This is a genomic window from Rhodococcus sp. 05-2255-1e (assembly GCF_002259025.1).
GTDB classification, from domain to species: domain Bacteria; phylum Actinomycetota; class Actinomycetes; order Mycobacteriales; family Mycobacteriaceae; genus Rhodococcoides; species Rhodococcoides fascians.
The window spans coordinates 921,160-939,661 of the sequence record NZ_NOZE01000009.1; the positions used below are offsets into that span (position 1 = coordinate 921,160).

An 18,502-nucleotide genomic window follows, 5' to 3' on the forward strand; every position below is an offset into this window, starting at 1 on the left:
TCGGTACCGGTATGACCGAGCAAACACCCAGCACAATCGTGAATATCGGCGTGGCTATGTTCACCGTCGCCGATCAGGACGCAGCCCTCGATTTCTACTCCCGCGTTCTCGGGTTCGAGATTCGCGGTGATCTGCGCTTCGGTCCCGAAAGTGAATACCGGTGGTTGGAAGTGGCACCGCCGGGATCGACGGCGCGGCTCGCTCTCAACCCGCCGATGGGAGGTACACCCGGTGGCGGGTCCATCGGTGTCGAGACAGCTGACGTCGCGGCCGAGCACAAGCGGCTCAGCGCTCTCGGCGGCGTCGATCTCGACGACTTCATGGAAGAGGTGGACGGCGTGCCGCCGATGTTCGCCTTGCGAGATCCCGACGGCAATTCGATCTGGGTCGTCCAGACCTGATCCGGTCAGCCGACAACCTACGCGCGCTGCGATCGCGCCGCCGCTGCAACACCGATGAATGCGAGCGCCGCAAAGGTGAACAGCAGCAACTGCGCCGATCGCAGCGTCGACGGTTCTCCGAGGTTCACCAGGACGCCCGCCAGAGCTGCTCCGAAGGCGTTGGCGATCAGCTGAACAGTGTTGATCGCGGCCGAGGCTCGTGCGCCTTCGCCCGGTTCGGCGACCGATGTCATGGCACCGACGGCCAAGTGTGGCCACGCGATTCCGATTCCGACGCCCGCGACGAGCAGACCCACTACCCACGTGGTGATCGAACCGGGACCTGCCTGCTCGGTGAGAAACGCTGCCACGATGCATAATCCGGCGGCGACGAGGATCGGGCCGGCGATGACGATGCGTCGCACGACGCGTGGAGCGGTGGCCGACGCGCTCGGTATCTCGCCGAGGGTCCACCCGAGCGCCAGTGCGGCTCCGAGGAATCCGGCGGCCAGCGGTGCCAATCCGGCGAGACGTTGGCCGAACAGTGGGATGAAGGTCTCCACCGTGGACGCGACGGCGAGGACGACGATGGTCAGGTATATCCATTTCAGCGCGGACGCGCCGAAGGTCGACGGGGGGAGTACGCCGTGCGCTGCGCGACGGTCGGCGGCCACGAAGGCGATCAGCAGGAGTACTCCTCCCAGGACCATTGCCGCGGTGATCGCGAGGTTGGAGACCACGCCGGCGATGCTCACCAGCAGGGCAGCCGTGGTGAGCAGGGTCAGCGACAGTGTCGGTACCGGGCTGGGTTCGGTGGCTTCAGCGGTGTAGGCGGGCAGTGCTCGCGGGACGAGGGCAGCCATGGCCAGAGCTGCGAGAACGAGCACGCCGAATGCCATTCGCCAGGCTCCGAATTGGGCGAAGATGCCGCCGACGGCCGGTCCGGCGAACGTTCCCACACCCCACATGGCCGAGACCAGAGCCGCACCTCGCGTCCAGAGATGTTGCGGCAGTGCGGCATTGATGACGGCGTAGCCGAGTCCGGCCAATAGGCCACCTCCTGCGCCCTGAATTGTGCGGCCCACCAGTAAGAGTTCCATCGTGGGGCTGACGGCACACACGACGGTGCCGAGAGCGAAGACCGTCAGGCCGATCAGGTAGGCACCGCGAGGTCCGCGGGCGGCCAGAACTTTGCTGACCAGCATCGAGGAGATGACGGACGCAACGAGGAAAACCGTTGCAGTCCAGGCGTAGTAGCGCTGGCCGCCGATCTCGTCGATGGCCGTGGGGAGCAGGCTGGTCGTCAGGTAGACGTTCGTGGCGTACAGCGCGACGCCGCCGGCGAGAACGGTAGCGGTGCCGAGGTAGCGAGCGCCGAGCAGCTGTCGCCAGGTTCCGGTCGTGGATTGGGTGGGGGAGTGCATGGTGTTTAAGGCTAGGATCTCGAGTGCACTTGAGATCAACTCGTCGTGTCGGCTGGGAGGCAGCATGATCCGTATCAGTGACGAACTGTTGTCCATCGGGGAGGTCGCGGCCAGAACCGGTGCCGCAGTGTCCGCGGTCCGGTATTACGAGACTCTCGGGCTCGTGCCCGCCGAGCGGACGGCGGGCAACGTCCGAAAGTTTCCCCGTCACGCGATTCGGCGGATCTCGCTGATTCAGGTGGCGGTGCGGTTCGGAATACCGCTTGCCGAGGTGGCAGAGGTCTTTGCGTCCCTACCGTCGGGGCGCACCCCGAACAAGCGCGACTGGGCCAAGATTTCGGTTGCATGGAACCAGCGGTTGGAGGATCGGAAGCAGTCGATTGCGCGGATGCAGGAGCAACTCACCGGCTGCATCGGCTGCGGATGTCTCTCCCTCAACAAATGCAGTCTGCTCAATCCAGGCGACGAGCTGGGCAAGGCGGGCCCCGGGGCGCGGCTCATCTGACGCGTGCGTCGGCGGTGTCGGGTCTTGTGGGTGGCCGGCTATGGCTGGTCGATGAACGTGTACAGCTCGGTGATCAGGTTGTCCTTCACGACGACGAAGTCCTGGCCCGAGACTACGGCGGGGGCGTCGGGCGGCGACAGTGCCCAGGAGATTCGGGCGACGTCACCCAGGGCGGTGGGCTCGGCAGTGACGGCGAATGTCAGACCCTCGGAGGGCCCGACCAGCGCTCGAACAGCCTCGATGACCGACTCTCGCCCGGTGGCGGTGTTCTCGGCGTCGTAGAACACCGCGTCCGGGTGATATATGGACTCAATGAGTTCGCGTCGTTTCGCGTCGTCGTTCGTGTTGAATACTTCGACGACGTTGCGGCGTGCCAGCTCTGCGGGAGTGCTGCGATCCATGGTGTGCCCCTAGGGTTGGTGGTCGGGGTTCGGTGCGCCGGTGCCCCGGACCCAGCATCGCAGAAAGTACGTGACATGTCACCCAGTAACCCCGAAAGCACTCCGTGGTTGACGCCCATCGAGGAATCGGCGTGGCGCGCCTACATGGGTTTGTCGCTGCAGATGACGTTCGAGATGAACCGGCAGCTGACCGAGGAGCACGGTCTGTCCCTGGCCGACTATTCGGTGCTGGTCGCACTGGCGGACAGTCCCGACGGTCGTCGCCGGGTGACCGAACTGGCCGCCGAGATCGGCTGGGAGCGCAGCAGGGCCTCCCATCACCTCGCGCGGATGTCCACGCGAGGGCTCACCGATCGCGCTGTCTCGACTACCGACGGACGGGCCACGGATGCAGTGCTCACCGATGCAGGGAGGGCTGCTCTGAACGCATCGGCGGCGGGGCACGTCGACGTCGTGCGTCGCCTGTTCTTCGACGCGCTCGCACCCGAGGACGTCGCCACTCTCGAACCGCTTCTCACTCGTCTGCGAGACCACGTGCGAGCCAACGGGACACTGCCGCGGCCGCAGTGAGACACCTCCACCTCGGATGACGACCGGGCGTTCATCCGTGGTGACACACGGCCTCGAGGTCGATGCCGTTGAGGTCCCGCACGAAGGATCCGTAGTAGGTCGCGTGGTATTCCGGCTGTAGTCCTGGAGGCCGGAGTTCGGTCGCGCCCGCCGACAGTGCTGCCGCGTGGAATGCGTCGACTGTGGTGCGGTCCGGTGCGCTGAACGCGAGATGGGTGTGGGGGCCGATGGCCGACCCCGGTGCGTCGACGATCCAGAAGAAGGGCTTCACCTGCGCCCAGCCGAATGCGACCATGGCGAGCTGGTTCGCTTCGGGTGTGTGCGGCACGCGCATGATCTCGGTGATGCCGAGCGGTGCCAGAGCGGCACCGTAGAACTCGGCACTGGCGGCGAGATCGGCGACGCCGATATTGAGGTGGTCGATCTGGGATCCTGTGCGGTCGATGTTCGTCATGCCCTGACGATTCCCGAGATCGCGGACGGTTACGGTCCTGAATCGAATGGATCTACCGTGTTCATTTCTGCGTCGAATCGATGACGGATGTAGTTTGCCCGGGCACGAGAGTCTCGGGCAATGGTGAACCGAGGTAACGACGTCAGGATCGGTCGCGACATTTCTCTGCGGGCCGGAGCCACTCGTCGACAGTTTTTGACGTGGAGTGCGTTGGTGGGGGCGCTGGCCTTCACGCCCGAGCTCGCGGGGACATCCGCGACTGCAGGTGCGCAGTCGGTGATCACCCCCGACTATCCCTTCCGTCTCGGTGTTGCCTCCGGCGATCCGTTGCCCGATTCGGTGGTGCTGTGGACCAGACTCGCCACCGATCCGTTCGCCCCGCTGGGCGGCATGACGCCCGGCGTGGTGCCGGTCCAGTGGCAGGTCGCTGCCGATGAAAAGTTCGGTCGTATCGCAGCGCAGGGTGTCGAGCTGGCAACCGAATTCGACGGTTGGTCCGTTCACGTCGATGTGCGGAGGCTGGAGCCGGCGCGCGAGTATTTCTACCGTTTTCTGGTCGGCCCACATGCGAGTCCCGTCGGTCGCACCAAAACTGCACCGGCACTCGGGCAGCCGCTGAGCACGCTCGATTTCGCCTGGGCTTCGTGCCAGAAGTGGGAGGACGGCTACTTCGGTGCGTACCGGGACCTGGCGGCCTCGAATCTCGATGTGGTGTTCTTTCTGGGCGACTACATCTACGAGTACGCGATCAAGAACGAGGGTGCGCGGGCGGGCGAGCCGCGCACCGAGTCGGCGGCCCGAGAAACCATGGTGCTGGCCGATTATCGTGATAGGTACGCCCTGTACAAGGCAGACGAGAACTTGGCGGCGGCACATGCGTCGGCACCGTTCGTCTCGACGTTCGACGACCACGAGGTGGACAACAACTGGGCCTCGCAGATCAGCCAGGACAACGACGATCCACGAGAGTTCCTGCTACGCAGGGCCGATGCGTTCAAGGCGTGGTGGGAGAACACTCCGGTGCGCGCGAACCTGCGGCCCGTCGGCCCGGACATGAAGGTCTACCGCCGGTTCTCGTTCGGTGATCTGGTGGATTTCTCGGTGCTCGACACCCGGCAGTACCGCAGCGATCAGGCTCATGGAGACGGTGAGCACGCGCAGGACGCCGAGACGGCGGATCCGGCGCGCACCATTACCGGTGCGGCACAGGAACAATGGATCCTCGACGGATTCGCGTCGCCGTCGAGGTGGAACTTCCTGGCGCACCAGACCGTCATGTCCGATCTCGCGCAGGGGCAGGGCAACGACCGCAAGGTCGGCATGGATCCGTGGAGCGGCTACGAAGCGTCCCCGCATCGAATTCTCGACGGAGCCAGGGATCGTGGCACGAAGAACGTGGCGTCGATCGTCGGCGACATCCACCGGACGATCGTCTCGGAGTTGCGACGCGACTACCAGGATCAGGTCTCGCCGTTGCAGGGAGTCGAGATCGCCACCACGTCGATCGCGTCGGGCAAGGACGGTGCCGACATCGACAAGACCGGTGCTGCGATCGCCGACGGTTCACCCCACGTCAAGTACGGAAATGCCCGTCGGGGCTACCTGCGCAGCACCCTGACACCCACCGAATGGCGTTCGGAGGTAAGGGTTCTCGATGCCGTGTCGACGCCGGGTAAGCCGGTTCGCACGGCCATGACGGTCACCGTTCCCGAGGGGCGGCCGGAGATTCAGCTGGGGTAGCGCCTGGTGCCGCAGGCTCATCCCGTGCCGAATGTTCGGATCATGGACCACACCTCGGGCCCCTCACTCGGTGTGGCGTGGCTCGAAACACGGAACCCGGCCCGCTCGTACAGGCGCACGTTGCGCAGATCCGATGTGTCCAAGGCCAACCCGGAGGCACCACGTTGCTGTGCTTCCTCGACGGCCTTCGCGAGCAGTAGTCCGCCGATCCCGTGCCCTTGCCGATGCGGTTGCACGCCGAGCGTTTCCAGTGTCCATGACCCCGGTGCTGCGTCGCTGGAGGACAGTCGGTCGATCCGATCTCCGTGTAGCTCGATGATCCGCGCGATGGATTCGTCACCGGGTGGAGGGGCATCTGCGGGCAGTAGAGCCGCGACCCCGGCGTAGTCGGCGGTGAGCAATACGATTCCGTGTCGATGCGCATGTTGTAGGTACAGCTGCTGGAGTTCCTGCAGCGTGGCCAGGTAGTCCTCGGCCGGGATCACCCATCGCGTCCATGGGTAGTCGGCAAATGCGTCGCGCAGTGTGTCGGCCGCAGGCAGCAGATCGTGGTTTTCGGCGAGTCGGGTGGCGGGATGGTGCATGGGTAAACCTCTGGAAAGACGGCTCAGCGCCCGTCGGCGATGATCTGTGTGACGTTGCGTTCGGCGAGTGCGGTGATGGTCAGTGACGGGTTGGCGGCACCGGTGCTGCCCGGGATCAGGGCACCGTCGACGACGTAGAGCCCGGGGTGGCCCTTGACGCGACCGTAATCGTCGGTGGCGTCGCCGAGTACTGCGCCGCCCAGGGGGTGCGCGGTGAAGGTGTCGTCGACATCGCGGGTGAACGGTTCGGCGGCGACGATGGTGCCGCCGGCCTGCGCCATTCGATTCTGCACGGCGCGTAGGGCTTCGACGGTGTCTCGGCTGCCACCCTTGGGCCAGTTGAGGGTCAATCTGTTTGCGGCGGAATCAAATCCGAAGTTTCCCCGCAACGGGTCGATGGTCATACCGAGTGAGCCGAGGAAGCCCATGTTCACGGGAACGCCTGGGGTGTACCAGTTCTCGACGGTCAGGGGCAGTCCGGAGTCGTCGACGATGCGGGATGCGCAGGGCGCAGCCTGTGGTCCGGCAGACATCGGTCCGAGGGACCTGGTCATCGAGGCGTCGCCGTTGGTGCCCCAGCCGGTGCCGACGAATTCGTTGAGGCTCGACAATGCTCCGGTGGTGCGTGCGCGCATCAACAGTTCGGTGGTACCGATGGATCCGGCCCCGAGGACGAGGGTGTCGCACGTGAGTGTCCGGGTCTCGACGATGTTGCCGAACGGGTCGAGGCGTTCGATGTCGACGCGGTAGCGGCCGCCGGATTCGCTGCCGATCGCTGCGACGCGGTGGCTGTGGCACACCGTCGCGTTACCGGTGGCTTCGGCTTGGGGGATGTAGTTCTGGGTCAGGTCGTGCTTGGCACCGTTGGAGTTACCGAAGGTGCTCTCACCGACGGTGGCGGACGGCCGGGAGCGGCCGGCGATCTCGTCGCGCACGACGTTCCAGTTCCAGTTGCCGTCGACTGCTTCGGGGCGGAAGCCTGCGCGGCGGGCGTGATCGTCCCAGGTTCGTGAGTGAGCGAAGTTGGGGCTGTTGTAGACGTCCTCGGGCATCGCCGAAGGCCGGAGCATGGAACGGGCCTTGGGATACCAGGTGGCTGCCATCTCGTCGTAGTTCAGGCGTCCGCCGAACGAGAGGTCGAAGAATTTCTTGTTCGGTGCGATGGTGACGCCGGTGTACACAACGGATCCGCCGCCGACGGCCGCGCCGCGCCAGACCGAGAGGTTCTCGTAGCGGGTGGTGTCCAGGACGCCGCCGAAGAGATCGACCGGTCCGACGGGGAGACCGGTGATGTTGGTGAACGAGTTCTGCTGCCACAGTCCGCGGCCGTCGGCCGTCATGTCCGCCGTGAAGATTTCGCGCCAGGGGTCGCGCGGCCAGCGCAGTCCGCGCTCGAGGACGGTCACCGCGGTGCCGGCCTGAGCCATGCGTAGGGCGGCGGCGCTGGCTCCGAAGCCGGAACCGATGACGATGACGGGCGAGTGGTCCGGTGGCCGGGGAGGGTCGGCGAACAGTTCGGGTACCAGCGACCGGATGCGGTCTGCTCCGATCGGCAGAGCGCCGGCGACGGGGGATCCGGCCAGTCCGGTCGAACTCAGGACCGGGGCTGCAGCGGCACCGAGCATTCCGGCAGCGGCCAACCGCAACAGTTGCCTTCTATTCACGGCAGTACTTCCCCCTCGGACACCTCGCGGACAGCGCTCCCGATTCTGTCGTGTTTGCGACAAGAAAGCCAACGGTCCGGTCGTATTTCGGGACGGCTCCCAGCTCGGCCTCAGGTTTGCCTGCCAGACTCCGCTCATGGTGTCGGCATCGGTGGCTGTATTACTGCTCGTCGTGGCGGTTATGGGGGTCGTCGCGCACCTGGTCGACGGACGTGCGCAGCCGATGGCGGTCGCTGCGGCTTTGGCGCATGTCCTCATGCTCGCGGCCGTCCCCGGAACTCTGTTGGCGGGTGTGGCCTTCGGTGGGTGGGGGCTGACGGCAGGACTGGCGGTCTGTGCCGCGGCGGTCGCGACCCAGTTCCGGCTCCGCTACCGCCGCGTCGCCTCAAGGCCGAGCGACTCGGACCTGACGGTGCTGCACGCAAATATCTGGCTCGGCCAGGCCGATCCGGATGCGTTGATCGCGCTCGTCGAACACCACCGACCGGATGTGCTCACTCTCGTCGAGCTGACGCCCGAGGCAGATGCGAGTCTTCGACCCAGGCTGTCCGAGCTGTTACCGCACGCCCACGTCAGCGCTGGACCTGGAGGGAACGGAACCGGCATCTACAGCCGATTCCCACTCGCCGACGAGCAGCGGCACGACGGCTTCGTGACCGAACTGCTGTCGGCTCGGGTACAGATGCCGGGTCGGCCGCTGGTGTTCGCGGTGCATCCTGTTCCGCCGTGGCCGCGGGAGCCGTCTGAATGGGTACGTGAGCTCGGGCTGCTTCGGCAGCTGCTGGCCAAGATCCCCGCCGACGACGGACCCGTCGTGGTGGCCGGGGACTTCAATGCCACGCAGGACCACCGGCGCTACCGCGACCTGCAGGACGGCCGATTCGTCGACGCCGCGGTGGCCACCGGAGCCGGCATGCTCAGGACGTATCCGGCGCACACCTGGCACCCGCCGGTCATTGCCATCGACCATGTTCTGGTGGCAGACATGGGGGTTCGTTCGGTGGAGGCCGTGACCGTCCCCGGCTCCGACCACCGCGGCATCCTGGCGCGATTGGCTTTCTTACCGAACCCGGGCTTTCCGAACTAGGGCTGGGCCGGCAACTGCTGCAGCGACCACTTGTTGCCGTCGAGGTCCGCGAAGTACACGAATGTTCCCCAGCCCTCGTCCTTCGGCTCCTCGACGGTCAGGCCCACCGCGGTGAGGTGGTCGTAGGCCTCCTGGGCACTGTCGACGACCATCAGAATGCCTGCGCCGGCACCGGGTTCGGCGTCGGTGATGCCCTCGCCGATGGCGATGGAGCACGCCGATTCCGGAGGGGTGAGTTGGACGTACCGAATGCCTTCCCACGGGCGTGCGTCGTGGTCGGCATCGAACCCGATCGAGGTGTAGAACTCCTTGGCGCGGTCGACGTCGGTGACAGGGACGGTGATGAGTTCGATCTTCATGGTGAGAGTCATGCAGCAATGATGAGCCCCATTGCGGACACATTCGGTCCGCGATGAGCAGGTCGTTCCGAGAAATATGCCCGACGCCTCGCCGGTTGCAGCTGATGTGTTCTTCTCACTGCTCGACCGATCCCGCACGAGGGCAGGCGTCGACGACGCCGCGGCGCTCCGTCACACCGTCGAACGCGGCGTGCACGCCGAAAAGCTCGGGCTGCACCGGTTCTGGGTGGCCGAGCATCATGCTGTACCCGGTATCGCTTCGGGCGCGCCTGCAGTTCTCGCAGCGGCGGTGGCGTCGCAGACCTCGCACATTCGCGTCGGATCCGGCGGGGTGATGCTGCCGAACCATCAACCGCTGATCGTGGCCGAGCAGTTTCTGATGCTGGAGTCGCTGTTTCCGGGTCGGGTAGACCTGGGCGTCGGGCGGTCGCTCGGGTTCACCGAGCCTGTGCGCGCTGCCCTGCGTCGAGACCGTGACGCCCCGGATACGTTCGAGGCCGACATCGCCGAACTGCGGTCGTATCTCGACGGGTCCGGTCCTGTGACTGCGCGGCCGGCAACCGCGCCGCCGCCGATGTTCGTGCTCGCGACCGGTGCCGGGCTCGAGGTCGCCGCCCGCGCCGGGCTGCCGGTGGTCGTCGGTGGTCCGGTGTTGCGCGGGGACGACCCACTGGCGCTGTATCGCAAGCACTTTCGGCCGAGTTCGCAACTGTCGGATCCGTACGTGATCGTCTCGCTCGATGTGACGATCGCCGCGGACGCGGCAGACGCGCGCCGTCTCGCACTCCCGGAGGCATGGGCGATGGCGCGATCGCGGCGCGAGGGCGAATTTCCGGCGCTCGAACCCGCCTCGTCGATCGACGAAACGCGGTGGACGCCGCGCACCCGAGATCGGATCGAATCGTCCTTGGATGCAACCATCCTCGGCACGGCCGAGCAGGTCCGGCCCCGGCTCGACGAGCTGATCGAGCGCACCGGAGCGGACGAGATCATGGCCTCCACGTCGACGTTCGACCGGGCCGAACTGTTTGCGGCGGACGCCGCTCTCGCTCAGCTCTCCGCCGCTGTTTCTTGAACCGGAGCTGTGGGCTGAACCGGAGCTGTGGGCTGGGCCGGTGCCGTATCGGCGAGCGCGGCAACCAGATCGCGTTGAATGTCGGTGGCCGGCACGGTCGCGTCGACCACTGCCGAGACCGGTAGTCGCAGCCGACGGTCGGCCTCGGTGCGAAAGACGAGGCCGGTTTTGGGTGTGCTCTCGGCCGTGCTGGCGTAGAGGATCGACCAACATTGCGGGTGGTTGAGCAGTTCGGCGCTCGCGGTGTGATCGGACGCCACCGGCGGACCGAAGGTCAGTGGAAGCCCACTGCGTTTCATCTCGCGTTCGATGACGCGGTGCAACAGGATCTGCTCGCTTCGTTTGGGCAGCAGCAGTGGGAATTCGGCGAGTTGGCTCAGGCTCGGGTTGGGTTCCCCGGCCAGGGGATGGCCCTCTGCGAGGACGACGACGAGGTCCTCGGTCCACAGTTCGGTGACGTGCAGACCGGAGCGTTCGACGCTGCCGCGGATCAGTGCCACCTGGCAGTCACCCGACGTCACCGCTTCGATCTGTTCTGCGAATCGTTTGAGAACGAAGTCGATCTCGGCGTCGGGATGGCGTTCGCGTACCGCGACGATTGCCGAGATGGCGTTCGCGGCGAACGTCATGTTTCCGGTGAGGCGGAGTTGGTTTCGACGCCTGGTCGTCAGCGCCAACGCTGCCTGTTCGAGCTCCACCATGTGGCGGGCGATGGACACCAATTGTGCTCCGACGACGGTCAATCGGACTGTGCGCGAGGTGCGCTCGAACAGCGGCTCACCGATCTCGCGTTCGAGCTTGGAGATCTGCAGACTGATCGCCGATTGCGAGACGTAGCACCGCTCGGCGGCACGGGAGAAGTTGAGTTCTTCCCCGACCGCGAGGAAGTACTTCAGTTGCCGCAGCTCCACGGCGACCTCCATTCATGAGTTCTGCTCATGGATGCTATTTCAACTTTCGCGTTGATAGCGCAGGAACGGCGGAGTTTCATGGAGGTAGTTCTGCGATCTACAAGAAATGTGTGCTCGGAAAGGGAAGTGCTGTGAAAACGTACGACGTCGTCATCGTGGGTTCGGGATTCGGAGCGTTGGCCGCGGCCAAGGCTCTGGGCAAGGCCGGTGTGACGTTCTCTCTGATCTCCAGCACCACCGAGCACCTGTTCCAGCCGCTGCTCTACCAGGCGGCAACCGGGATGATCTCGACGGGCGAGATCGCCCCGCCGATCCGGCGCATTCTGGCGCAGTACGACTCCGCCGATGTGCGTCTGGGCCGAGTGGTCGACGTCGATCCCGAGAGTCATCAGGTCACCTACGTCGGTGGCGGCGAACGCCACACCATCGGTTTCGGTCGCCTGATCGTCGCAACCGGAGCCACTCAGGCCTACTTCGGCCGAGACGAGTTCAAGGACCGCACCTTCGCGCTCAAGACAGTCGACGACGCAATCGCCCTGCGTGAGCAGATTCTGAGCTGCTACGAAAAGGCGCACCAGACCACCGATCTCGACGTACGCAAGGAACTGCTCAGCTTCGTGGTCGTCGGTGCAGGCGCGACCGGCGTCGAACTGGCCGGCCAGATCCGGGATCTCGCGCACCGCTACTTCGCCGGCTCGTTCCCCGATATTGGACCCGACGACGTCACGGTCACCCTCGTCGACGGTGTGAAAGAGGTACTCCCCGCTTTCGGCGGCAAGCTCAGTGCCTATGCCCGCACCAAGCTCGAGAAGTCGGGCGTCGACGTCGTCACCGGTGCCATGGTGACCGATATCGCCGACGACGTCGTGACGGTGCAGGACGTCGACACGAAGACCTCGCGTACCTACCCGGCCAAGACCGTTATCTGGTCGGCCGGCGTTCAGGCCAGTGAGCTGGCGGCGACGATCGCCGAGCGCACCGGGTGCGAGACCGATCGGGCCGGTCGGTTGCTCGTGCACGACGACCTCACCGTCGGTACCGCGAAGGACATCTACGCGATCGGCGACGTGACCTCGCTGCACAAGCTGCCGGGACAGTCGCCGGTCGCGATGCAGCAGGGTCGCCACGTAGCCAAGACGATCATCGGAAAGGTCGACGCAGGAACGCCGTTCAAGTATGTCGACAAGGGCAGCATGTCGATCGTGGGCCGATTCAGTGCGGTGGCTCGACTGTTCGGCAAGGTCGACATGTCCGGACCGATCGCTTGGTTGATGTGGCTCGCGGTGCACCTGATGTACCTGGTGGGCTTCCGCAATCGTTACGTTGCAGTGGTGTCGTGGATGACGTCGTACATCGGCGACAAGCGACCGCACTTCCAGTACACCGACAAGTCCGGGTCGATGCTCGAACTTGCCGACGAGACATCTGACGACGAGGAACGTTCAGCGGCTTAGGGTTCGGATAGGGCTAGCTGCTCACCAGACCGTTGCGGTAGGCCCAGATCACCACGTGCACTCGGGTGCTGACCTCGAGTTTGCGGCAGATGTTGCCGATGTGGGTCTTGACCGTACTCTGCTCGAGTCGCAGTGATCGGGCGATCTCGCTGTTGCCCAGCCCTGTCGCGAGCAATTGCACCACCTCCATCTCCCGGAGGCTCAGATCATGTTGTGGGGCAGCGCTTCTCGCCGATCGCTGTGGTGCCCCGCGTCGCGCGAACTCCGCCATCAACCGCGGGGTGACGCGCGGCGACAGGGCCGCTCCGCCGGCGGCGACGGTCGTCACGGCGTCGATGAGCTCGTCCGGATCTGCGTCTTTGAGCAGAAATCCGGATGCACCGCTGTCGAGTGCGGCGAACACGTACTCGTCGAGATCGAAGGTGGTGACGACGATGATGCGAACATCGTCGAATCGCGCCAGGATTTCCCGTGTCGCGGTGAGTCCGTCGCCGTTCGGCATCCGAATGTCCATCAGTACGACGTCGGGCTGCATCGCCGAGACCTGTTGAACGGCATGACGTCCCGACGAGGCGTGTCCGACGACCTCGATGGTGGAATTGCCGGCCAGGAACAGCTCGAATCCCTGCCGAACCACGGGTTGATCATCGACGATCAGTACTCTGATCATGCCGATACCCCGTCGGGACGCGAGATTTTGCCGTTGACCGGTAGTTGCGCGCGCACCACCCAGCCTCTGCCGTCGGCGAGCTCATTGGGCCCGGCTTCCAGCGTCCCGCCGAACAGGGCTGCTCGCTCCCGCATGCCGGGAATGCCGAATCCCTGACCCGAGGAATCGTCATGACCGGAGGTGGGGGAGGCAATCGTGTTGGAAACGGTCACCTCGACATTCGAGGCTCCAGTGCTGACCAGGACCCGCGCGGCGCAACCGGGCGCGTGGCGTCGAGCATTGGACAGTGACTCCTGCACGATGCGAAAGCACGTCAACTGCACCGCGCTGTCCATGCGGGCTGCGTCGCCAGTGACCTCGAAGTCGATGGAGGCGAACGACATTCGAGACTGTTCGACGAGGTCGGTGATATCGGAGATCATGGGCTGTGGTGCGCCGCCGTCATTGTCGGTCGGGCGCAGGATGCCGACAATTTGGCGGAGACTGTCGAGGGTGCGCTGACCGTGTCCGATTGCGCCGGTGAGTAGTTCGCGTGCCTGCTCGGGGTCGCTCGTGATGAGAGTCCTCGAAGCCTTGGCCTGGATGAGCATGCCGGTGAGGTGATGGGCTGCGACGTCGTGCAATTCGCGTGCCATGGTGCGCCGCTCGTTGTCCAGAGCTGTCTCCAGGCGTTCCCGGTGCGCCGATTCGGCCCGCCCCAGTGCCGCCTCGCTCTCCAGTTCCTGGGCCCGGCCACGTGCGATGTATTTACCCAGCGCGATGAGCACCGTGTAGTTGATGGCCAGGTTGGCGATCTGTTCGGCCACCACTCCGACGGTGCCGCCAGGTCCGGCTGCGGCGTCGGGAAAGGACAGGCGTGTATCGACGCTGACCAGGATCTCCAGTATCAAACCTGCGCCGAGGGGAACGAAGAGTCGCGGGCCGCTCACGCGAATTGCCAACGCGGCGATGGCGAACCAGTACAGGGGAGTGAAACCCAAAGTGCGCTCGGGTAATACGAGGATGAGTGCCACGCTGATCGCGACCACAGCCGAGTACGAGAAGACAGGGTAGGTCCGGCGGACGCAGGTCGCCGCTGTCATCGCCAGTACTGCGACGACACTTACCGTGATCAGGGCCGGGCTCTCGACGAGTTCGTCTCTGGTGTCGCCGACCATGCCCGTCGAGAGTTGGAATGCGGCGTAGACGACGGTGGCCAGCAGCATCTCGACGGGCAGGACCACCGGATTATGCGGCCGCCAGGAAGGGCGGAACGTGTTCGGTATCCGGGACCTGCCCATGATCAGCGTCGACTCCGTTCTGCTGCAGTGTCTTTCGAGACTACTGCAGTATCTTTCGCGTGCCCATGGCTCTTGGTTCCCAGCACCCACAGCGGTCCGGTGACGAACCAGAAGAACGTGATGACGCCGAGCGGTTGCACCACTGTTTTCAACGCTGCTGCCTGCTCCGAGTCTGCCACGGTGGCCGCCAGCACGTAGGTGATAGCCAGCGCTATCGCGGCAGCGCACAGCCATTTCACGAATCCTCGGATCTCGTTGCGGTAGGCCTGCGGTCCGGTCTTGGCTGGCGTGGACGGTGCCGGTCCTCCCGCAAACCGGTGGGCGAAGCGCACGTCCAGCCAGGCCACAGTGGAGTGTGCGAACACGAGGGTCCAACCGAGGTAGATACCGGCGAGACGGTGAGCGAACTCGACCTCCCCACCGCGATGCAAATCGACGGCGACGGCAGCGACGAGGACGAGATCGAGGACCGGAAGCAGCGCCAGCACGACGGTGCTGGCTCGCCGCATCCTAGCCAGGTAGCGCAAGCACAGGCCGCCGAGGACCAGTACCCAGAAACCGACTTCGCAGACGGCGATGGTGAGCAGAATCGGATTGTCCATGGGCCGATCTCACGCGAGTCGACTCTGATGCGACACCCCGCCGAGGCGTCGTAGCTGGTGATTCCTACCGACGTACGACGCGGCAGTCCACCGAAAGTCGTAGTAGGCCGCGCTACTGTGGAAATTACGCATACGGGACACGAAAAGGGAGTCGACGATGGCAGGCAAGAAGATCGACAGAGTCCATGCACAGTCCGCGCTGGAAACGGTTCGCGAGAATCCCGGTATTGCATTGATTGCCGCCGCACCTGCATTGGTGGTGCTCGCGGTGGTGTGGTGGCTTCTCGGATTTCCCGCCGCGCTGATTCTGCTGATCGCCGCAGGCGGTGCCGGCTACCTGTATCTCCGGAACCGTTAGTCGGGTCTACGCGCCGTCGGAATCGGCGCGGGGGATGCAGAATTCGGTGATCGTGGCGGTACTCGCTGCCAGCTCGGCCCAGCTGCATTCGGTGGTCAGCACAGCGATCGCCGAGGTGGGGAAGCGGTGTCGCACTTCGCGGGCCACGTCGGTGTCGTCGTCGACGGCCAGTTCGAGTGCCGTCCACGGAATTCCGGGCTCGTGCCCGACGACCAACAGTGTCGAGACGGTCACGTCGTCGAAGTAAGTGTCCGCCAGTTTGATTTCGTCGATGATTTCGTCGGCCGAACCACCGTAGATGTCTCGCTCGAAGCGGGTGGGTGCATCGCCGAGGCCGGTGGCGGCCAAGGTCTCGCGAGTCCGCAGAGCCGTCGAGCACAACACGGCGTCGACGGAGCCGACGTGCTCGGTGATCCAGGCTCCCGCCAGTCCTGCTTCCCGTTGGCCGCGTGGAGCCAGTGGCCGCTCGTGGTCGGGCACGCCGTCGGGGTAGCCGGATTTTCCGTGCCGCATCAGCACGAGAGTCCTAGTGGTCGCCATGCCGTCCACCGTAAACGGTCAGGGCAACCTCGTCGGGAACGACGTTCACCGGCTCGGGGAAAACGAACTTCCGCATTGCCCACCACCGGAAGGCGGTGGCGAGCAGGGTGCCGACAATGGAGCCACTGACGAAGTCCGCGATGTTCTCGGTGATGAAAGACACGTTGGGAGCGCGCAGATCCAGCACGTAACTCGACACCCAGAGCGGCAATTGGTTGATGGCCAGACCGGTCCCGGCGACGGCGAAGAACAGCGCTGCTTCGTGATGGCGACGTCGTCCGCCGCGGGCAGTGAACGACCATTCCCGGTTGAGAACGTACGAGACGATCGTCGCGATCAGCACGGCCAGAACATTCGCTGTCACCGGCTTGTCCTGCAGGATCGTCCACTTCAAGCCGAAGAACAGCACGACGGTGACGACGAAGGTGATTGCTCCGACGATGAGGAACTTCAGAGCCTCGGCGTGCTTGACGAGGGGCGCGAGCCAACGTTCGGGAACGTGGTCGGTGAGGCGGTCGGACACATGCATCCCATCGACGTTACCTCGAGTAACGGGTTGGGTAGTCCCATCAACGATAGGCTCGCGGCACTATGGGCCGCCCGAAAACCAGTGCTCGCTTGTCCGTTCTGATCGTCTTCTTCGTCAACGGCGCGGTGTTCGCCAACTGGGCACCCCGCATTCCCGAGATCCAGAACTCGTTGTCCATCGATGTAGCCACGCTGGGTCTCGCTCTCGCCGGGGTCGGTCTCGGCGGGCTTGCCGCAGCACCCGTTGCCGCCGTGCTGGTACACCGATTCGGCAGTCGGTGGGCTGTTCTCGCGTCGGGACTGTCGTTATGCGGGGCGTTCGTGCTCCCCGCTGTGGCGGTGTCGTGGTGGACGTTGCTGGCAGCTCTGGTCCTGCTCGGCGGTGCCGATGCGGTGATGGACATTTCCATGAACGCCCAGGGAGTTCTCGTCGAGGAGCGCGCCGGTCGGTCTTTGCTCAGTGGCTTTCATGCCGCGTGGAGCGTCGGGGCTGTGGTGGGCGGAGTGACGGGTTCTGCGGCCGCGGGTGCTCGCCTTCCGGTCGTGGTGCACTTCGCCTTCGTGGCGGTGGTGCTGGTTCTTGCGCTCGCGGCGGTCGGCCGGGGTCTGCTGGGTCCGGATGCGCGGCCGGATGAGTCCGCCGACGGCCCAACTCCTCAGCCGGCCGTCGGCCGTCCGATTGCGGCGCTGGCCATGCTCGGCGCGGTGGTTCTGCTGGCCGGCCTGATGGAGGATTTTCCGCAGTCCTGGAGCGCGGTGTACATGACGACCGAGCAGGGGGCCGGTCCTGGCGCTGCCGGTCTGGCGTTCGTGGCGTTCTCGGTGGCCATGTTGGTGGGACGCCTGGTGGGTGACCGGATAGTGGACCGCTTCGGACCGGCGTCGGTACTGACGGGTGGCGCAGCGCTGGTAGCGGTCGCATTTGCGGGCATCACGGGGCTGTCGGTGCTCGCCGTCGACGTGCCTGTTCTGGTCATTGCCGCGTTCGCGGTCGCCGGCCTGGGGTCGAGTCCGCTGTTTCCCATCGTGTTCAGCCTGGCTGGACGGCTTCCCGGTGTGTCGTCGGCTGCGGCGATCTCGACCGTCTCGCTGATCTCGCGTGCCGGATTTCTGCTGGCACCGTTGGTGGTCGGGCGGGTCGTCGAGGCATCGGGCTTCGGGTCGGTATTGGCTGCGATCGCTGCCGCGGGCGTCGTCGTCGCGGTGATCGGGTGGCTATACGGCCGCAAATTTCCCGTGGACTCGGCTCAGGACTGTGGCTCCAGATAAGTGCGTAACAACCGACGTACCTCGTCGGCCGTGAGTTGCTCGGGATACGTCACCGCCTGCAGTGTCAGTCCGTCGATATAGGTATGCAGTTCGGCCGCGGCATGTTCGTCGACAGTGCTGTCGAATGTGAATGCGGGGGAGTCCGGTCGATCGAGATCGTGCAGGTGCGCCCACGCGAGCCGGCACAGGTACCGGCTGCCGAACCACCCGGCCGTTTTGAGGGCGGCGAGTCGCTCGTCGAATCTGGCACGCACGAGCGCTTCCAGCCACACCGATGCCTCGGCACGGCGGTCCTCGTCGAGTGGCAGTAGTTCCTCGAGGACTCGGATCGCGCGAACCAGGCCGTCACCGCCGGCCGGATGCGCCTCCAACCGATGTACGACGCGTTGCGTCATGGCCTCGGCCGCGAAGAGGACAAGTTCTCCTTGATCGGAGAAGTAGTACCGCAGTGATCCAGGGGAGACGCCGGCTTCGGCAGCGACACTGCGTACCGTCGCCCCGTTCATTCCTGCTCGTTCGATGACACGCCACACGGCGGCGACGATCTCCGCTCGGCGTGCGTCGTGGTCGACGATCTTCGGCATCGGTCTGTTCTAGCACGAGAGCGTTTTTTCGACACGACTGTGCTGAAACCGTGTTACGGTACA

At 65.1% G+C, this 18,502-nt stretch carries 22 protein-coding genes; 9 read left to right on the forward strand and 13 right to left on the reverse strand.

All coding sequences use genetic code 11. The annotated features are described in order from the left end of the window. The first annotated feature begins 11 nt into the window (after window positions 1–11). Window positions 12–401 (forward strand): VOC family protein, encoded by a 390-nt coding sequence (locus CH262_RS07825; protein WP_045840689.1) that lies wholly within the window; start codon window positions 12–14, stop codon window positions 399–401. A gap of 17 nt (window positions 402–418) precedes the next feature. Here CH262_RS07825 and CH262_RS07830 read toward each other — a convergent pair whose 3' ends face one another. Beyond that, window positions 419–1,804 (reverse strand): MFS transporter, encoded by a 1,386-nt coding sequence (locus CH262_RS07830; protein ID WP_094717328.1) that lies wholly within the window; start codon window positions 1,802–1,804, stop codon window positions 419–421. A gap of 67 nt (window positions 1,805–1,871) precedes the next feature. Here CH262_RS07830 and soxR point away from each other — a divergent pair, with 67 nt between their 5' ends. Then, entirely contained in the window at window positions 1,872–2,309 is a 438-nt protein-coding gene (soxR, locus tag CH262_RS07835; protein WP_174557295.1) for a redox-sensitive transcriptional activator SoxR, read from the forward strand. Between the two features lie 38 nt (window positions 2,310–2,347). Here soxR and CH262_RS07840 read toward each other — a convergent pair whose 3' ends face one another. Next, complete coding sequence (locus CH262_RS07840) at window positions 2,348–2,710, reverse strand: nuclear transport factor 2 family protein (RefSeq protein WP_032399431.1); 363 nt, start codon at window positions 2,708–2,710, stop codon at window positions 2,348–2,350. A gap of 75 nt (window positions 2,711–2,785) precedes the next feature. Here CH262_RS07840 and CH262_RS07845 point away from each other — a divergent pair, with 75 nt between their 5' ends. Beyond that, window positions 2,786–3,280, forward strand: coding sequence for a MarR family winged helix-turn-helix transcriptional regulator (locus CH262_RS07845; protein WP_032399430.1), 495 nt, complete (start codon window positions 2,786–2,788; stop codon window positions 3,278–3,280). Window positions 3,281–3,311: 31 nt separating this feature from the next. Here CH262_RS07845 and CH262_RS07850 read toward each other — a convergent pair whose 3' ends face one another. Beyond that, on the reverse strand, window positions 3,312–3,734 hold the full coding sequence (locus CH262_RS07850) for a VOC family protein (RefSeq protein ID WP_032369714.1): 423 nt from the start codon (window positions 3,732–3,734) through the stop codon (window positions 3,312–3,314). 120 nt (window positions 3,735–3,854) lie between these two features. Here CH262_RS07850 and CH262_RS07855 point away from each other — a divergent pair, with 120 nt between their 5' ends. Further along, window positions 3,855–5,474: an alkaline phosphatase D family protein gene (locus CH262_RS07855; RefSeq protein WP_094717329.1), complete on the forward strand. Its 1,620-nt coding sequence runs from the start codon at window positions 3,855–3,857 to the stop codon at window positions 5,472–5,474. A gap of 17 nt (window positions 5,475–5,491) precedes the next feature. Here CH262_RS07855 and CH262_RS07860 read toward each other — a convergent pair whose 3' ends face one another. Both CH262_RS07860 and CH262_RS07865 read right to left on the reverse strand, forming a co-directional pair. Continuing rightward, on the reverse strand, window positions 5,492–6,058 hold the full coding sequence (locus tag CH262_RS07860) for a GNAT family N-acetyltransferase (RefSeq protein WP_094643962.1): 567 nt from the start codon (window positions 6,056–6,058) through the stop codon (window positions 5,492–5,494). Between the two features lie 23 nt (window positions 6,059–6,081). Further along, window positions 6,082–7,722 carry a GMC oxidoreductase gene (locus tag CH262_RS07865; RefSeq protein WP_094717330.1) on the reverse strand — a complete coding sequence of 547 codons (1,641 nt, stop codon included), beginning with the start codon at window positions 7,720–7,722 and terminating at the stop codon, window positions 6,082–6,084. A gap of 136 nt (window positions 7,723–7,858) precedes the next feature. Here CH262_RS07865 and CH262_RS07870 point away from each other — a divergent pair, with 136 nt between their 5' ends. After that, window positions 7,859–8,809: an endonuclease/exonuclease/phosphatase family protein gene (locus tag CH262_RS07870; protein ID WP_094717331.1), complete on the forward strand. Its 951-nt coding sequence runs from the start codon at window positions 7,859–7,861 to the stop codon at window positions 8,807–8,809. Here the strand turns inward: CH262_RS07870 and CH262_RS07875 are convergent. Next, window positions 8,806–9,180 carry a VOC family protein gene (locus CH262_RS07875; RefSeq protein ID WP_094717332.1) on the reverse strand — a complete coding sequence of 125 codons (375 nt, stop codon included), beginning with the start codon at window positions 9,178–9,180 and terminating at the stop codon, window positions 8,806–8,808. The genes CH262_RS07870 and CH262_RS07875 overlap by 4 nt on opposite strands. 94 nt (window positions 9,181–9,274) lie before the next feature. On the opposite strand from CH262_RS07875, the gene CH262_RS07880 reads away from it, so the two are divergent. Further along, complete coding sequence (locus tag CH262_RS07880; protein WP_179274945.1) at window positions 9,275–10,243, forward strand: MsnO8 family LLM class oxidoreductase; 969 nt, start codon at window positions 9,275–9,277, stop codon at window positions 10,241–10,243. Here CH262_RS07880 and CH262_RS07885 read toward each other — a convergent pair. Next, window positions 10,219–11,154, reverse strand: a complete 936-nt coding sequence (locus CH262_RS07885) for a LysR substrate-binding domain-containing protein (protein WP_094717400.1) — start codon at window positions 11,152–11,154, stop codon at window positions 10,219–10,221. The two genes, CH262_RS07880 and CH262_RS07885, sit on opposite strands and share 25 nt — an antisense overlap. Window positions 11,155–11,285: 131 nt before the next feature. Here CH262_RS07885 and CH262_RS07890 point away from each other — a divergent pair, with 131 nt between their 5' ends. Next, window positions 11,286–12,608: an NAD(P)/FAD-dependent oxidoreductase gene (locus CH262_RS07890; protein ID WP_057472937.1), complete on the forward strand. Its 1,323-nt coding sequence runs from the start codon at window positions 11,286–11,288 to the stop codon at window positions 12,606–12,608. A 13-nt stretch (window positions 12,609–12,621) separates the two neighbouring features. On the opposite strand, the gene CH262_RS07895 is transcribed toward CH262_RS07890, so the two are convergent. Genes CH262_RS07895 through CH262_RS07905 form a run of 3 tightly spaced genes read right to left on the reverse strand, consistent with a single transcriptional unit; the run spans window position 12,622 to window position 15,160 of the window. Continuing rightward, window positions 12,622–13,278, reverse strand: a complete 657-nt coding sequence (locus CH262_RS07895) for a response regulator transcription factor (protein ID WP_094717334.1) — start codon at window positions 13,276–13,278, stop codon at window positions 12,622–12,624. Next, the gene (locus CH262_RS07900; RefSeq protein WP_179274929.1) at window positions 13,275–14,501 is read right to left on the reverse strand and encodes a sensor histidine kinase; all 1,227 of its coding nucleotides are present in this window, start codon (window positions 14,499–14,501) and stop codon (window positions 13,275–13,277) included. The genes CH262_RS07895 and CH262_RS07900 overlap by 4 nt, the downstream gene beginning before the upstream one ends. A 59-nt stretch (window positions 14,502–14,560) precedes the next feature. Then, the gene (locus CH262_RS07905) at window positions 14,561–15,160 is read right to left on the reverse strand and encodes a hypothetical protein (RefSeq protein WP_256988730.1); all 600 of its coding nucleotides are present in this window, start codon (window positions 15,158–15,160) and stop codon (window positions 14,561–14,563) included. A 157-nt stretch (window positions 15,161–15,317) separates the two neighbouring features. Here CH262_RS07905 and CH262_RS07910 point away from each other — a divergent pair, with 157 nt between their 5' ends. Beyond that, window positions 15,318–15,518, forward strand: coding sequence for a membrane protein (locus tag CH262_RS07910; protein ID WP_027498199.1), 201 nt, complete (start codon window positions 15,318–15,320; stop codon window positions 15,516–15,518). Between the two features lie 6 nt (window positions 15,519–15,524). Here the strand turns inward: CH262_RS07910 and CH262_RS07915 are convergent, their stop codons facing one another. Further along, a complete protein-coding gene (locus CH262_RS07915; protein WP_032390682.1) occupies window positions 15,525–16,058 on the reverse strand; it encodes a SixA phosphatase family protein in 534 nt (177 codons plus the stop codon). Next, window positions 16,045–16,587 carry a GtrA family protein gene (locus tag CH262_RS07920; protein ID WP_027498197.1) on the reverse strand — a complete coding sequence of 181 codons (543 nt, stop codon included), beginning with the start codon at window positions 16,585–16,587 and terminating at the stop codon, window positions 16,045–16,047. Before CH262_RS07920 ends, CH262_RS07915 begins: the two co-directional genes overlap by 14 nt. A 62-nt stretch (window positions 16,588–16,649) precedes the next feature. On the opposite strand from CH262_RS07920, the gene CH262_RS07925 reads away from it, so the two are divergent. Further along, on the forward strand, window positions 16,650–17,855 hold the full coding sequence (locus tag CH262_RS07925; protein ID WP_094717336.1) for an MFS transporter: 1,206 nt from the start codon (window positions 16,650–16,652) through the stop codon (window positions 17,853–17,855). Here CH262_RS07925 and CH262_RS07930 read toward each other — a convergent pair. After that, window positions 17,834–18,439: a TetR/AcrR family transcriptional regulator gene (locus CH262_RS07930; protein ID WP_094717337.1), complete on the reverse strand. Its 606-nt coding sequence runs from the start codon at window positions 18,437–18,439 to the stop codon at window positions 17,834–17,836. The genes CH262_RS07925 and CH262_RS07930 overlap by 22 nt on opposite strands. Between the last annotated feature and the right edge of the window lie 63 nt (window positions 18,440–18,502).

Coding starts and splice junctions, on each gene's coding strand:
- CH262_RS07825 (WP_045840689.1), top strand. CDS start 12: ATGACCGAGCAAACACCCAGCACAATCGTGAATATCGGCGTGGCTATG.
- CH262_RS07830 (WP_094717328.1), bottom strand. CDS start 1,804: ATGCACTCCCCCACCCAATCCACGACCGGAACCTGGCGACAGCTGCTC.
- CH262_RS07840 (WP_032399431.1), bottom strand. CDS start 2,710: ATGGATCGCAGCACTCCCGCAGAGCTGGCACGCCGCAACGTCGTCGAA.
- CH262_RS07845 (WP_032399430.1), top strand. CDS start 2,786: ATGTCACCCAGTAACCCCGAAAGCACTCCGTGGTTGACGCCCATCGAG.
- CH262_RS07850 (WP_032369714.1), bottom strand. CDS start 3,734: ATGACGAACATCGACCGCACAGGATCCCAGATCGACCACCTCAATATC.
- CH262_RS07855 (WP_094717329.1), top strand. CDS start 3,855: ATGGTGAACCGAGGTAACGACGTCAGGATCGGTCGCGACATTTCTCTG.
- CH262_RS07860 (WP_094643962.1), bottom strand. CDS start 6,058: ATGCACCATCCCGCCACCCGACTCGCCGAAAACCACGATCTGCTGCCT.
- CH262_RS07870 (WP_094717331.1), top strand. CDS start 7,859: ATGGTGTCGGCATCGGTGGCTGTATTACTGCTCGTCGTGGCGGTTATG.
- CH262_RS07875 (WP_094717332.1), bottom strand. CDS start 9,180: ATGACTCTCACCATGAAGATCGAACTCATCACCGTCCCTGTCACCGAC.
- CH262_RS07895 (WP_094717334.1), bottom strand. CDS start 13,278: ATGATCAGAGTACTGATCGTCGATGATCAACCCGTGGTTCGGCAGGGA.
- CH262_RS07905 (WP_256988730.1), bottom strand. CDS start 15,160: ATGGACAATCCGATTCTGCTCACCATCGCCGTCTGCGAAGTCGGTTTC.
- CH262_RS07910 (WP_027498199.1), top strand. CDS start 15,318: ATGGCAGGCAAGAAGATCGACAGAGTCCATGCACAGTCCGCGCTGGAA.
- CH262_RS07915 (WP_032390682.1), bottom strand. CDS start 16,058: ATGGCGACCACTAGGACTCTCGTGCTGATGCGGCACGGAAAATCCGGC.
- CH262_RS07920 (WP_027498197.1), bottom strand. CDS start 16,587: ATGCATGTGTCCGACCGCCTCACCGACCACGTTCCCGAACGTTGGCTC.
- CH262_RS07925 (WP_094717336.1), top strand. CDS start 16,650: ATGGGCCGCCCGAAAACCAGTGCTCGCTTGTCCGTTCTGATCGTCTTC.
- CH262_RS07930 (WP_094717337.1), bottom strand. CDS start 18,439: ATGCCGAAGATCGTCGACCACGACGCACGCCGAGCGGAGATCGTCGCC.